The following is a 12,607-nucleotide window of genomic DNA, read 5'->3' on the forward strand; positions in this document are numbered from 1 at the left end:
AATCGCAATGCATTAGCATCGCTGGCCGTACGCGATAGGGTTTGAGCCAGATCAAGGCAGACGGAGAAATCGAACTCAGGCTTCGCCAGCGCTCATTCGCCGAAGGTTTCCGCGACCAATCCCCGCAGCCAGCGGTTGCCCGGATCCTGGTTGTAGCGCCGGTGCCAGAACATATTGGTCTGCAGCACCGGCAAGGCCAGCGGCGGCGTGATCCAGGCCAGCCCGAAGGGCGGCCCGGCGCGCTCGGCCAGCTTCTGCGGCACCGTCACCACCAGGTCGCTGCTGCCGACGATATAGGGCACGGCCGTGAAATGCGGCACCCGGAAGCGGGTCGAGCCGCCCACGCCCGCCTTTTCCAGCAACTGGTTGATGCGCTCGTAGGGGCTGTCGCCGGAATCCACCAGCAGGTGCTCGGCGGCGGCGAAACGCGCCAGGTCGACCTTGCCGTTCTTCGCGTCGAGCAGCGGATGGCCGCGCCGCATCATGCTCACATACGGCTGGCGAAACAGCAGCCGCTGGTAGAGCGCTTCGGAAATGTCCTCGAAGGGAACGATGGCCAGGTCGACGCGGCCGCTCTCCATCTCTTCCTTGAGCGCGATGCTCCCGGCGCGGACCGAACTGAGCTGCAACCCCGGCGCGGCCACCCGGCAGCGTTCGATCAGGGCCGGCATGAAGTGCACCTCGCCCACGTCCGTCATCGCGATCGTGAAGCGGCGGGTGCTGGCGGCCGGGTCGAACACGCTGCGCTGGTTGAGGGCAAGCGAGACCTGGGCCAGGGCCGCGCCAACCGGCCCGGCCAGGCTTTCGGCAAAGGGCGTGGGCTGCATGCCTTGCCCCGTGCGCACGAAGAGCTCGTCGCCGAACAGGCGCCGCAGCCGCGCCAGCGCATTGCTCACGGCAGACTGGGTCAGTTCGAGACGGCGCGCCGCGCTGGAAATCTGGCGCTCGCGGTAGACTTCCTGGAACACCGCGAGCAGGTTGAGGTCAATGGAATGGGGCTCGATCACGGGCACTCCCGATATTGATGACATAAATAGTCTACATTCATCTATTCATGTCGTAAAACACCAACGACTCACATACAGTTCGCCTTGAGACGACATCGAACGCGATTACGAGGAACGCGCATGACCCAGCACATCGGCACCCGGGACGGCTACCAGTCCGGCTTCGCCAACGAATTCGCCAGCGAAGCCCTGCCTGGCGCCCTGCCCCAGCACCGCAATTCGCCGCAGCGCGTCGCCTACGGCCTGTACGCCGAGCAGATCTCCGGCACCGCCTTCACCGCCCCGCGCGCGCACAACCGCCGCTCCTGGCTGTACCGGATCCGCCCGGCCGCCATGCACGGTTCCTTCCGCCAGATCGGCAACGGCCGCATCGTCGGCAATTTCACGCAGGTCGCGCCGCCGCCGAACCAGATGCGCTGGAGCCCGCTGTCGATGCCGGACGCGCCGACCGATTTCATCGAAGGCTGGGTCACCATGGCCGGGAACGGTTCGGCTGAAGCGATGAGCGGCTGCGCGATCCACCTGTACGCCGCCAACCGCTCGATGACCGACCGCTTCTTCTACTCCGCCGACGGCGAGCTCCTGATCGTGCCGCAGCACGGCCGCCTCGAGATCGCCACCGAACTGGGCACCATCGACCTCGAGCCGCAGGAAATCGCCGTCGTCCCGCGCGGCATCCGCTTCCAGGTGCGCCTGCCCGACGGCGAGGCGCGCGGCTACATCTGCGAGAATTTCGGCGCCCTGCTGCGCCTGCCCGACCTGGGCCCGATCGGCTCGAATGGTCTGGCCAACCCGCGCGACTTCCTCACGCCCGTGGCGAAGTACGAGGAACGCGAAGGCGCCTTTACCCTGGTCGCCAAGTTTTGCGGCAACCTGTGGGAAGCCGACATCAAGCATTCGCCGCTCGACGTGGTCGCTTGGCACGGCAACTACGCGCCCTACAAATACGACCTGCGCCACTTCAACACCATCGGCTCGATCAGCTACGACCACCCCGATCCGTCGATCTTCCTGGTGCTGCAGTCACCGAGCGACACGCCCGGCGTCGACAGCCTCGACTTCGTCATCTTCCCGCCGCGCTGGCTGGCCGGCGAGGACACCTTCCGCCCGCCCTGGTTCCACCGTAACGTCGCCAGCGAGTTCATGGGCCTGGTGCATGGCGCCTACGACGCCAAGGCCGAGGGCTTCGTGCCGGGCGGCGCCAGCCTGCACAACTGCATGAGCGGCCACGGCCCGGATGCGGCCACCTTCGACAAGGCCAGCAACGCCGACACCAGCCGGCCGACCAAAGTAGCCGACACCATGGCCTTCATGTTCGAGACGCGCCACGTGCTGTGCCCCACAAGCCACGCGCTGGCCTCGCCCCAGCTGCAGGCCGGCTACCAGGACTGCTGGAACGGCATCCGCAAGCACTTCCGGCCCACGCCGTAAGCGGGAAACCAGCCATGGCGTACCAGGCCATCCTGCATTTTCCGACCCGCGGGCGCGGCACCCAGGACATCACGCGCGAGGTGGCCGAAGTCGTCGCCGGGTCCGGCGTGCAATGCGGGCTGGCGCAGGTGTTCGTGCAGCACACCAGCTGCTCGCTGACGATCACGGAAAACGCCGACCCCGACGTGCGGCGCGACCTCGACATGGTCTTGAACCGCCTGGCGCCGGACGGCGACCCGGCCTACCGCCACGACGACGAAGGCCCGGACGACATGGCCGCCCACGTGCGCAACGTGCTGACCGATACGGCGGTTACGGTGCCGGTCGGCGGCGGCCGCCTGCTGCTCGGCACCTGGCAGGGCATCTACCTGTGGGAGCACCGCACGGCGCCGCACCGGCGCTCGGTGGTGGTCACGGTGATCGGCTAAAGGGAGACACTAGGGCCGCAGGCGCATGACCTCTTCCTGCGCCTGCTTCCACTGCGTGATGTCCTTGGTGGTGGTCGCCACGCCGTCGCCCAGCTTGACCACCGACTGCAGGAACCAGCCGTCGAACTGTTCGTGCGTGTAGTGGCGTTCGCGTAGTTGCGGCACGCCGGTTTCGGCCACCTCGCGCCAAGTATCGAAGATGCCGGTGGCGAGCACGCCGGGGTTCTTCTCCAGCACGCGCTCGCCGAGCACGTCGCCGTTCGTCTGCGCGGCCGTCGCATTCTGCAGGATCCAGCGAAAATCGACGATGACGCCGGCCTCGTCGCGCACCGCCTCGAACGCCTGGATCGCGTCGGTCGACGAATCCATGGTCGCCTGCAGCAAGTCGTGGCTCTGTTTCAGCTCCGCCGCGCGCTCCTGCACCTGCCGTTCGAGGTCGGCGCGGTGGCGGGCCTCGTAGGCGCGCGCCGCCTCCTCGCTCTGCGTGCGCTCGATCAGGTCGGCCAGCTGGCGCGCCAGCACGTCGAACAGGTAGAAGTCTTCTTCGGCGATGCGGCGCGGCGCGCGCCAGTGGGTCGAGATCATCCCGATCAGGCGGCCGGAACGCGCCCGCAGCGGCGTCGACTGCACGGCCCGCAGGCCGCAGCGGTGGAACTCCGCCAGGTCGCCCGACCCGGCCATCGCCGGGCTCGCATCGACGTCCTCCACGGCGGCCCGTGCGTTGGTGCGCAGCACCTCGCCGCAGGCGCTGGCATGGCCGGTGTCCACCCGCTGCCAGAATTCCTGGGCCTGCGGGTGGATGTTCCTCGACGCGATCAGGCGCAGCTGACCGCCATCGGGCTCGAGCAGCTGGATCGTCGCCGCGTCGGCCTTCATCAGCGTGATCGCCGCATCCAGGATCTCCTCGTGCAGGTCCTCGGGACGCTGTTCCGGAATCAGGCGCGTGCTCAGGCTTTGCAGCAGCCTGGTGCCCGCCAGCTCGGAGGCGAGCCGGGCCTCGCTCGCGCGCAGCGCGTCTTCGCCGCGCCTGCGCTCGGTGATGTCGCTGCCGGCACCCAGCCACTCGACGATGTTGCCGCCGGCGTCCAGCAGCGGGACGGCGCGCGAGAAGGTCCAGCCGATGCTGCCGTCGGCGCCGAAGGTGCGGTGCTCGAGCTGGAAGATGCTCTTCGTCTCGATCGCGGCATGGATGGCGGCCAGCACCCGCGGGCGCTCGTCTTCGGGAATGTACTTCTCGAGCCAGCTGCCGGTCGGGTCGTCGGTATCGGCCAGGATGTGCTTGCCCTGCAGGGTGCGCATCTCGCTCCAGTCGGGGCTCATCTTGTAGAGCATGTCCGAGCTGGCCGTGACGAACAGGCGGAACTCTTCCTCGCTCGCGCGCAGCGCCGCTTCCGCATGGTGCCGGCTGCTGATGTCGAAGAAGGTGACCACCACGCCCTCGACCCGCTCGTAGGCGGTGCGGTAGGGGTGCACCCGCACGATGTAGTCGTGGCCCTCGCGGCTGCGCACCTCGCGCTCGGCCGGTTCCAGGGTCGCCAGCACGCCGGCCACGTCCTCGGCCAGCTGCGGGTAATCGAGCCTGTGGGTCAGGTGGGCCAGCGGCCGGCCGATGTCGGCAGCGATGATGTTGAAGATGCCGGCGACATGCGGCGTATAGCGCTGGATGCGCAGCTCGTGGTCGAGGAACAGGGTGGCGATGTCGGTCGAGGCGATCAGGTTGCTCAGGTCGTCGTTCGCCTTGGCGGTTTCCTCGACCCGCATCTGGAGTTCGGCATTCACGGTATGCAGCTCTTCATTGCGCGACTGCAGTTCTTCCCTGCCGGTCTCGAGCGTATCGATGCGCGAACGGAGTTCTTCCACCAGCCCCTGCAGCTCGTCGTTGGCCAGCAGCAGGTCGTGGCTGGCCGCCTCGCTCTCCTCGATGGTCTGCTTCAGGTTGGCCCGCGCGTGGCCCAGGGCTTCCTCGAGCTCGCGCACGCGCGCATCCTCCTGGCCTGCGGCGTTGCCGGTGAACGAGCCGGCGGCCGCGGCGTCGAGTTCCTCGAACTGCAGCAAGATGAGGCCGTGATCGACGCCTTCGTCGGCGCACGGCAGGGCCGCCAGCCTCAGCACGCGCGGCTGGCCGTCCCTGTCGATTGGGATCGGGGCCGAGCGTGCCGGACGGCCGGTTTTCCGGGTCTGGTACAAGGTGGTGCGCAGGTCGGCATGCAGCTCAGGCCGGACCAGCGCCAGCGCGCTGCGGCTCGGTTCGCCGCCAGCGTGGTGGAGGAACTCGCCGGCGTGCTCGGAGACATGGAGGACCCCTCCCTGGGCATCGAGCAGCAGGCTGGGCGGCGCGACCTGCGCCTGCTGGCGCCGGTGGACCTCGGCGAACGAGGCGCCGCGCCCGCGGCGGCCGGCAGGCGCCCCACGGCCGTGGTCGAAGAGCGCCACCGGCGCCAGGATCTTGCCCGGCGGCACCGATAGGCGGCGCGTCAAGCGCGCCGACGGTTTCGCCTGGTACAGCCGATGTCCCGCATCGACCGGGCTGAACAGGTGGGGCGCCATCTCGGTCGACTCGGCACTGCCCAGGAACAGGTAGCCGCCGGGATTGAGCGCGGCGTGGAAGAGTTCCAGCACGCGCATCTGCATTTCGCGGTTCAGGTAGATCAGGAAATTGCGGCAGGTAATCAGGTCGAGCCGCGAGAACGCGGGGTCCTGCAGCAGGTTGTGCGGGGCGAACAGGATGCGGTCGCGCAGCAGCTTGCGCGCCTTGTAGTGGCTGTCTTCCTGCGTGAAATAGCGCGCCAGGTACTCGGGCGGCACGTCGGCGGCGATCCCGGCCGGATAGCGGCCGCCCCGCGCGACCGCAATCGCCCGTTCGTCGATGTCGGAGGCAAAAACCTGGAGCGCCGGCGGCGCCGTCAGCGCCGACGCATGGTCGGCCAGCAGCATGGCCACCGAATACGCTTCTTCTCCGCTGGAACAGGCCGCCACCCAGGCGCGCAGCTCGTCCGCCGGCCCCTTGTCCTGGAACAGGCGCGGCAGGATCGCCTGTTCCAGGCAGTCGAAGGCTTCGCGGTCGCGGAAGAAGCTGGTCACGCCGATAAGCAGGTCCTGCAACAGGGCTTTCGATTCGCGCCGGTCCTGTTCGAGCAAGCGATGATAAGCCTCGAGGTCGGGCACGCCGCGCACCTGCAGGCGCCGTTCGAGGCGGCGCAGGATCGTCGGCCGCTTGTATTGCCGGAAGTCGTAGCCGGTGCGCTTGCACAGCAGGCTCAATACCGTCTCCAGCGCCGGCTCCTGGTCGCGCCCGATCTCGACGGCGCCGCCCTCGCCGGCCTTCTCGTCCGACATTTCCCCGGTATCCAGGTGTACGACGGCCTGCAAGCTGTCGCGCATCTCGAGCAGCTTCGCCGCCATCCGCTGCGCCGGCAGGACGAAGTCGACCATGCCGGAATCGATGGCCGCCTGCGGCATGCTGCTTTCCTCGGCGTCGCCGGGCTGCTGGGCAATCGTGACGCCGCCATGCTTCTTGATATTGGCCAGGCCGGCACTGCCGTCCGAGCCCAGGCCCGAGAGGATGACGCCGATGGCGCGTGCTCCCTGCGCTTCGGCCAGGGTACGCAGGAAAATGTTGATGGTGATCGGGATGCCCAGCGGGCGCTTCAGCGCGTCGACCACGAGGTGGCCGTCTTCGATGCTCAGGCTGCGTCCGGGCGAAATCACATACACCCGGTTCGGCAGGATGGGCGTGCGGCCGGCCACCTGGACCACCGGCATGTCGGTCGCGCGCTGAAGCAGCTTGTCGACCGCGCTCGGGACATCCGGGGACAGGTGCAGCACCACGACCAGCGCCATGCCGGGCGACGGCGGCATGTTTTCGAGCAGGGTCAGCAGGGCGCGCAAGCCGCCGGCGGAAGCGCCGATACCGACGACCGGGAACGCTTGGGTATCAACTGCCGAATGAGAAGCCGGATTGGCCTTGTTCCACGTATCCATTACACAGCCAACACGGCCACTTTCTTGGGTTTCACACAATGAAAGTGTAACTCAGATGACAAGACGCGTGTAATACTTCCCGTCGATGCAAGTAGCCTGACCCTGAGGATGCGATGCGGCCGGCAAGGCGTGTGCGCTCAGCGCATGCACGATGCATGGCGGGGCGCGGCAGGCCCCGCCCACCTTCCCTTCCTCGCTACCGGAAATAAGGCGCGACGTTGCCGGCCACCTGGGCGAACTCCGCTTCGCTCAGGGGCAGCTTGCGGAAGGCGGCCCAGGCCTCGGCCGGGCGCAGGTTGTCGCCCTGCGCCGAATCGGTCCCGTACAGCACGCGCGCCACGCCGACCTGGCGGATGCGTTTTGCCAGCAGCGCCGCCGCCTCGGGCGTGATGTCGCGGTCGGCGACCGAGGCCACGTCGAACCACAAATTCCGCGTGGCCGGGTGGCCGCGTTCGACCGCCTGCGCCAGTTCGGCCAGCACTTCGCGCGCCGGCGGGTCCTCGAAACCGGGACCGGTACCGGCCATGTGCGCCACCTGCACCGGCACGTCTGGCGCGGCCGGCAAGACCTTGTCGAGGAAGATGCGCGCCTGCTCGGCTCCGTAGGGACGCTTGTTGCCGATGCTGGCGCGCATGTGCACCAGGATCGCCATGCCTTGCGCGTTGGCGGCGGCAAACACCTCGGCCAGGCGGGCGGCGTGCGCCGGGTTCTCGAGCTGCACGTCCGAATTCCCCAGGTGCAGCTTGATGCCGTGCTTCAGGCCGGGTTTGCCCGCGCAGCGCCGGATTTCCTCGAGCGCATAGTCCTTCAGGGGCGCGATCCCGCAAAAGGCGATCATGCGCCCTGGATACCGGGCCGCCTGCGCCGCGGTCCAGTCGTTCTCGCGGCGCACGCGCGCGAATTCGTCCTCCAGCTTGCGCTTCGGGCTGCCGTACATGTAGGCCGTCGACAGCAGCACGGCCTTGCGGATGCCCGCCGCGTCGAGGAGCGGCACCAGCTCCTTCGCCGACAGGGTCTTGAGTTCCGAACCGGGGCCGATCAGCGCGATGATCTCGTCGCTGAAGACGTGCTGGTGGTGGTCGGCCACGGGGCCGGTTTGCGCCCGGGCCGGGCCGCAGGCGAGCAAGGCCGCCAGCGCCAGGAGCGGCGCAACGAGGGAAAACGCGATGGAGAACGGCTTGATCTTCATGGATGCCTCCGGTGGGCTGGCGGATGGGTAAGGATGGCCCGGGGCTTACTGCACCGCCTGGCCGGCCAGGGTATAGCTGACGCGGGCATTGTCGGACCAGGTCCTGTCGCCCAGTTGCGGCGTCTCGCGCTTCGACTTCGCGATGACCAGGCGGTGCTCGCCGTCTTCGATGGTGATGCTGTCGTAGGGCAGGCGTGGCGTATCGAATTTGGCGATTTCCATCTTGTCGCAGATGTTCAGGCCGAACAGGCCCACCGCCCCCAGCACCGCGCGCACCTTGAGGCCTTCGGCTTTCGCCATCGCCATCTGCGCCGCGCACGCCAGGCGCATGTCGCCCACGCGCCGCACGCCGTCCGGCAGGCCGGGCGAGCGCACCTCGATGTTCGGATGGAGGTTGTCGCCCTTGCGGAAGGTCCGGTTGACCACCACCACGGCGTCGTCGTCCCCGACTTTGCCGGCGGGCGGCAGCGCGAAGGCCGTGTTCGTCACCATGGCCAGCGCGACCTGCTGGCCGCTCGTTACGATCTCGACCCGGTTGCCGTCCTGCGCCGGATCGGTCCTGGGCAGGCGAAAGCGCAGGTAAGCGCCCGGCGCACGCGCCGCCACGCCTTCGTCGAAGGCCTCGCGCGCCGCCTCCAGCAAGCCGTAGCGCCAGCTCATCGGCCTGGCCTGGGTCTCACCCTCGTCCGGGATGCTGCGATGCCCGGCCGCGAAGCCGTCGGCTGCCTGGACGCTGCCGGCGAGCGCCAGCGAGATCAACAAAACACAAGTGCGCATGGATGGCCCTTATTCCCTCTTGTTTGGATGGCGCACTATAGCAGCGCCCGACCTGCGGTTGCAGGGGGCGCGCGACGAACGGTCGAAATGGAGGGGTGAACGGCGCGCGCATGCGCGCCAGAGCCGCCCTCGAGGGTCACCCGATCGTGCCTTGCTGGCCGAGTGTGGAGGTGCAGCGGTGCAGGCGCTCGAAAACGCGTGGGGTCAGGAGGCTCGGCGCCCCCCCCGCACCCTACGAATTGCGCCTTGCAGGGGTGCGCCGGTGTCGTCGGTCGCGAAGCGCCGCATCGAATACGCGAACACGAGGCCGCCGGCATACATCAGCACGCCGTACAGGGCGCCGGGAATGGCCATCGCATCCTGCTTGAGGACAGTGCTGGCGATGACCAGGGCCAGCGTCGCGTTCTGCACGGCCGTCTCGATGCCGAGGGTGATCGACTGGCGGCGCGACAGGCGGGCCAGGCGCGCGACCAGGAAGCCGCACAGCAGCATGGCGACGTTGAGCGCCACCGCGAAGGGCGCCAGGGTGCCGAAGTTATCGCGCAGCAGCGCCCAGTTCTTGGCGGCCGCGGCGGCGACGATCAGGATGAAGAGCACGGTGGCGACCTTGGTCGCCACCGGTTCGGCGCGCCGTGCCCAGCCCGGCGCACGGTTACGCACCAGCATGCCGATCACCACGGGCAGCCCGACCATCAGGAAGATCTGCCCCATCATCGCGCCCACCGGCGCCGATACCGCCTGGGCCGTGCCGAGGAAGTGCTCCAGCGAGAAGGAGACGATCATCGGCAGGGTAAAGATGGTCAGCACGCTGGCCACGGCGGTGAAGCTCAGGGCCAAGGCGACGTCGCCGCGCGCGATGTAGGTCAGCAGGTTCGAGGTGGAGCCGGTCGGGCATGCCGCCAGGATCATGAAGCCGACGGCAAAGACGCCGCCGATGCCGGCCACCTTGATCATCGCGAAGCACGCCAGCGGCAGCAGCACGAAGTGGCACAGGCCGCCGACGATCAGCGCGCGCGGCTGGCGGGCGATGCGGGCGAAGTCCGGCGGGGTCAGGCCCAGCCCCAGCGAAAACATGATGAAGGCCAGCGCCGCCGGCAACAACACACTCGAAACAATATCTCCCTGCATGGTCTGGTCTCCCCTGGCCGCGCCGCGGCGGCTCGTATGCTTGTGTTGGACACGGCGCCGGCCGCCCGGGTTCGGTCCCGGAGCGACCCATTGCGCCAGCTCAGTGTTTGCATCAGGAAAACATACTTCGAAGCATATTGACAAGCTTTTGTATCGCGCGGGCATCGCCGCGAGTCGTGCGAGGCCTGCGCAGCATGCCGTGCGATGATGTCATCCAATTATCAACCGGCGCCATGCGCGCCCCGGAACCGGCCCGGCAAGCCGCTCGGAGACTACCCCGTACGCCATGTTGACCAGCATACTGATCATCCTTTTCCTGATTCTCCTGAATGGCGTATTCGCGATGTCGGAACTGGCGCTGGTGTCGGCCAAGCGCATGCGGCTCGAAAAATCGGCCGGCGAAGGCAGCCGCGGGGCGCGCGCGGCGCTCGACCTGGCCGACGAGCCCAGCCACTTCCTCTCCACCGTGCAGGTGGGCATTACCCTGATCAGCATCTTCAACGGCGCCTTCGGCGAAGCCTCGCTGGTGGCCCAGCTGACCCCGCAGTTCCAGCAAATCCCTGTGATCGCGCCCTATGCCTACCAGGTCGCGCTCGGCCTGGTGGTGGTCTGCATCACCTTCGCCTCGATCATCCTGGGCGAACTCGTCCCCAAGCGCATCGCGATGCAGTACCCGGAGGCGATGGCCACCCTCATCGCCCCGCCGCTGCGGCTGCTGTCAAAACTCATGCTCCCCTTCGTCAAGATCCTGGCGCTGGCGACCGAAGGCATCGTGCGCCTGCTGGGCATGGGCCGCCACAAGGAGGAAGCGCCGACCGAGGAAGACATCACCGGCATGATCAAGGAGAGCACGGACGCCGGCGTGTTCGAAAAAACCGAATACGACATCGTCCAGCGCGCGCTTCGCCTGGACGACCAGCACCTCAAGTCCCTGATGACGCCGCGCGTGGACGTCACCTTCGTCGACCTCGAAGACCCGCGCGCGGACAACCTCGAACGCATCGCGGGCAGCCGCTACAGCCGCCTGCCGGTCTGCCGCGGCGACCGCTCGCACATCGTCGGCTTCGTCCACACCCGCGACCTGCTGGCCCAGGCCGTGCGCGCCGGCACGCTCGACGCCATCGACATCGAAGCCGCCACCCAGGAAATGCTGTACGTGCCCGAAACCGTCAGTGCGATGGCGCTGCTGGAGCTGTTCAAGAAGAACAATGCGGAACTGGCGCTGATCGTCGACGAATACGGCGACATCCAGGGCATGGTCACCCTCACCGACGTCATGAGCGCGCTGGTCGGCGACGTCACCGTCATCGGCGAGGAGCACGACCCGGACGCCGTCCAGCGCGAGGACGGCACCTGGCTGATGGACGGCGGCATGGCGCTCGACCGCTTCCGCGACCTGATGGCGACCGCGGTGCGCTTCCCCGGCGAGGAGGCCGGCGCCTACCACACCCTGGCCGGCTTCATGCTCTACCAGCTCGGCTACATTCCGCAGCCGACCGAGGTCGTGGCCTGGGGCGAGTACCGCTTCGAAATCGTCGACATGGACGGCAACCGCATCGACCGCCTGCTGGTGACCCACGTGCCGGCCCCGCCAGAGGAAGCGGACCGGGATGAGGTGCAGGACAACAACGCGTCGTAGCGGGTCCGAGGGAGCATTCCCGCCGCACGAACCAAAGCTGGTCGAGGCAACACCCCTCCTCTTAATCTTCCGCTAATACTGCCGGGTTAGGATGTCGTCACTGACGAGCTCGACCAACCTGGGATACGACATGGATGCAATCAACATCGGGCCGCTGGCCCTGCCGGTGCGCGTGCTGGCGCCGCTGCTTGCGCTGGCGGCCGCCGGCATGGCCGCCACCTGGTGGGCGCGGCGGCGGGCGGCCGATCCCGCGCCGGCCCTGTGGCAGATGGCGCTCTGGGGCTTGCTCGCGGCGCGCGCGGCCTTCGTGCTCAAGCACCTCGACACCTATCTGCTTGACCCGCTTGCCATCCTCGACATCCGCGACGGCGGCTTCGTTGCCTTTGCCGGCCTGCTGGTGGCGCTGGCGATCGGGCTGGAGGCGGCGCGGCGCCAGGCTGCGCTGCGCCGGCCGCTGCTGGGCTCCAGCCTGGCCGGCGTCGGCGTATGGGCCGCGGCGACGGTCGGTTTTGCCGCGGCCGGCCCGGCGCCGGCGCCGATCCCCGACCTCGCCCTGCGTCGCCTCGACGGCAGCACCCTGCAGCTGGCCGCCACCGGCAAGCCGACGGTGGTCAACCTGTGGGCGACCTGGTGTCCGCCGTGCCGGCGCGAGATGCCGGCGCTGGGCGCGGCCCAGGCGGCCAATCCGGGCGTCGCCTTCGTCTTCGTGAACCAGGGCGAGGACGCCGCCGCCATCCGCCGCTACCTCGACGACGAACGCATCGTTCTGCAAGATGTCACCCTCGATCCGGCACGCCAGGTGGCGCGCGCGGCCAATGCGGTAGGCTATCCGACCACCCTCTTCTACGACGCCCGCGGCCGGCTGGTGGCGCGCCACATGGGCGAATTGTCGCGTGCGCAACTGAACGAGCAGCTGCGCGCCCTCGGCGTACGATAGCGGCAGCTTCACGCAGCCGCCGCAATATTGCAGCGCTGCACGGGCCGGTATGCTTTAGAATCATTTACTTTTGCATACTGGCTCAGCGGC

9 protein-coding genes are annotated in these 12,607 nt (G+C 68.2%); 4 read left to right on the plus strand and 5 right to left on the minus strand.

Annotated elements, in window-relative coordinates; all coding sequences use genetic code 11:
* Positions 1 to 92 precede the first annotated feature (92 nt).
* Complete coding sequence (locus ACWCIA_RS13280) at positions 93 to 1,013, minus strand: LysR family transcriptional regulator (protein ID WP_454164137.1); 921 nt, start codon at positions 1,011 to 1,013, stop codon at positions 93 to 95.
* Between the two features lie 114 nt (positions 1,014 to 1,127).
* Here ACWCIA_RS13280 and hmgA point away from each other — a divergent pair, with 114 nt between their 5' ends.
* Entirely contained in the window at positions 1,128 to 2,438 is a 1,311-nt protein-coding gene (hmgA, locus tag ACWCIA_RS13285; protein WP_454163934.1) for a homogentisate 1,2-dioxygenase, read from the plus strand.
* 14 nt (positions 2,439 to 2,452) lie between these two features.
* Positions 2,453 to 2,866, plus strand: coding sequence for a secondary thiamine-phosphate synthase enzyme YjbQ (locus ACWCIA_RS13290; RefSeq protein WP_454163936.1), 414 nt, complete (start codon positions 2,453 to 2,455; stop codon positions 2,864 to 2,866).
* 9 nt (positions 2,867 to 2,875) lie between these two features.
* Here ACWCIA_RS13290 and ACWCIA_RS13295 read toward each other — a convergent pair whose 3' ends face one another.
* The 4 genes from ACWCIA_RS13295 to ACWCIA_RS13310 all read right to left on the minus strand — a co-directional run bounded on the left by ACWCIA_RS13295 (position 2,876) and on the right by ACWCIA_RS13310 (position 9,941).
* Positions 2,876 to 6,847 (minus strand): CheR family methyltransferase, encoded by a 3,972-nt coding sequence (locus tag ACWCIA_RS13295; protein WP_454163937.1) that lies wholly within the window; start codon positions 6,845 to 6,847, stop codon positions 2,876 to 2,878.
* Positions 6,848 to 7,043: 196 nt separating this feature from the next.
* Positions 7,044 to 8,036: an amidohydrolase family protein gene (locus ACWCIA_RS13300; protein ID WP_454163939.1), complete on the minus strand. Its 993-nt coding sequence runs from the start codon at positions 8,034 to 8,036 to the stop codon at positions 7,044 to 7,046.
* Positions 8,037 to 8,081: 45 nt separating this feature from the next.
* Positions 8,082 to 8,813, minus strand: coding sequence for a hypothetical protein (locus tag ACWCIA_RS13305; RefSeq protein WP_454163941.1), 732 nt, complete (start codon positions 8,811 to 8,813; stop codon positions 8,082 to 8,084).
* 204 nt (positions 8,814 to 9,017) lie between these two features.
* Positions 9,018 to 9,941: a bile acid:sodium symporter family protein gene (locus ACWCIA_RS13310; RefSeq protein WP_454163943.1), complete on the minus strand. Its 924-nt coding sequence runs from the start codon at positions 9,939 to 9,941 to the stop codon at positions 9,018 to 9,020.
* Between the two features lie 286 nt (positions 9,942 to 10,227).
* On the opposite strand from ACWCIA_RS13310, the gene ACWCIA_RS13315 reads away from it, so the two are divergent.
* Positions 10,228 to 11,580 (plus strand): hemolysin family protein, encoded by a 1,353-nt coding sequence (locus ACWCIA_RS13315; protein WP_454163945.1) that lies wholly within the window; start codon positions 10,228 to 10,230, stop codon positions 11,578 to 11,580.
* A gap of 130 nt (positions 11,581 to 11,710) precedes the next feature.
* A complete protein-coding gene (locus ACWCIA_RS13320) occupies positions 11,711 to 12,517 on the plus strand; it encodes a prolipoprotein diacylglyceryl transferase family protein (protein ID WP_454163947.1) in 807 nt (268 codons plus the stop codon).
* Positions 12,518 to 12,607: the final 90 nt, after the last annotated feature.

The sequence above is a fragment of the Massilia sp. SYSU DXS3249 genome (assembly GCF_053668055.1).

Bases quoted from the DNA above. Each gene is read 5' to 3' on its own strand.
- hmgA (WP_454163934.1), top strand. From the start codon at position 1,128: ATGACCCAGCACATCGGCACCCGGGACGGCTACCAGTCCGGCTTCGCC.
- ACWCIA_RS13290 (WP_454163936.1), top strand. From the start codon at position 2,453: ATGGCGTACCAGGCCATCCTGCATTTTCCGACCCGCGGGCGCGGCACC.
- ACWCIA_RS13295 (WP_454163937.1), bottom strand. From the start codon at position 6,847: ATGGATACGTGGAACAAGGCCAATCCGGCTTCTCATTCGGCAGTTGAT.
- ACWCIA_RS13300 (WP_454163939.1), bottom strand. From the start codon at position 8,036: ATGAAGATCAAGCCGTTCTCCATCGCGTTTTCCCTCGTTGCGCCGCTC.
- ACWCIA_RS13305 (WP_454163941.1), bottom strand. From the start codon at position 8,813: ATGCGCACTTGTGTTTTGTTGATCTCGCTGGCGCTCGCCGGCAGCGTC.
- ACWCIA_RS13310 (WP_454163943.1), bottom strand. From the start codon at position 9,941: ATGCAGGGAGATATTGTTTCGAGTGTGTTGTTGCCGGCGGCGCTGGCC.
- ACWCIA_RS13315 (WP_454163945.1), top strand. From the start codon at position 10,228: ATGTTGACCAGCATACTGATCATCCTTTTCCTGATTCTCCTGAATGGC.
- ACWCIA_RS13320 (WP_454163947.1), top strand. From the start codon at position 11,711: ATGGATGCAATCAACATCGGGCCGCTGGCCCTGCCGGTGCGCGTGCTG.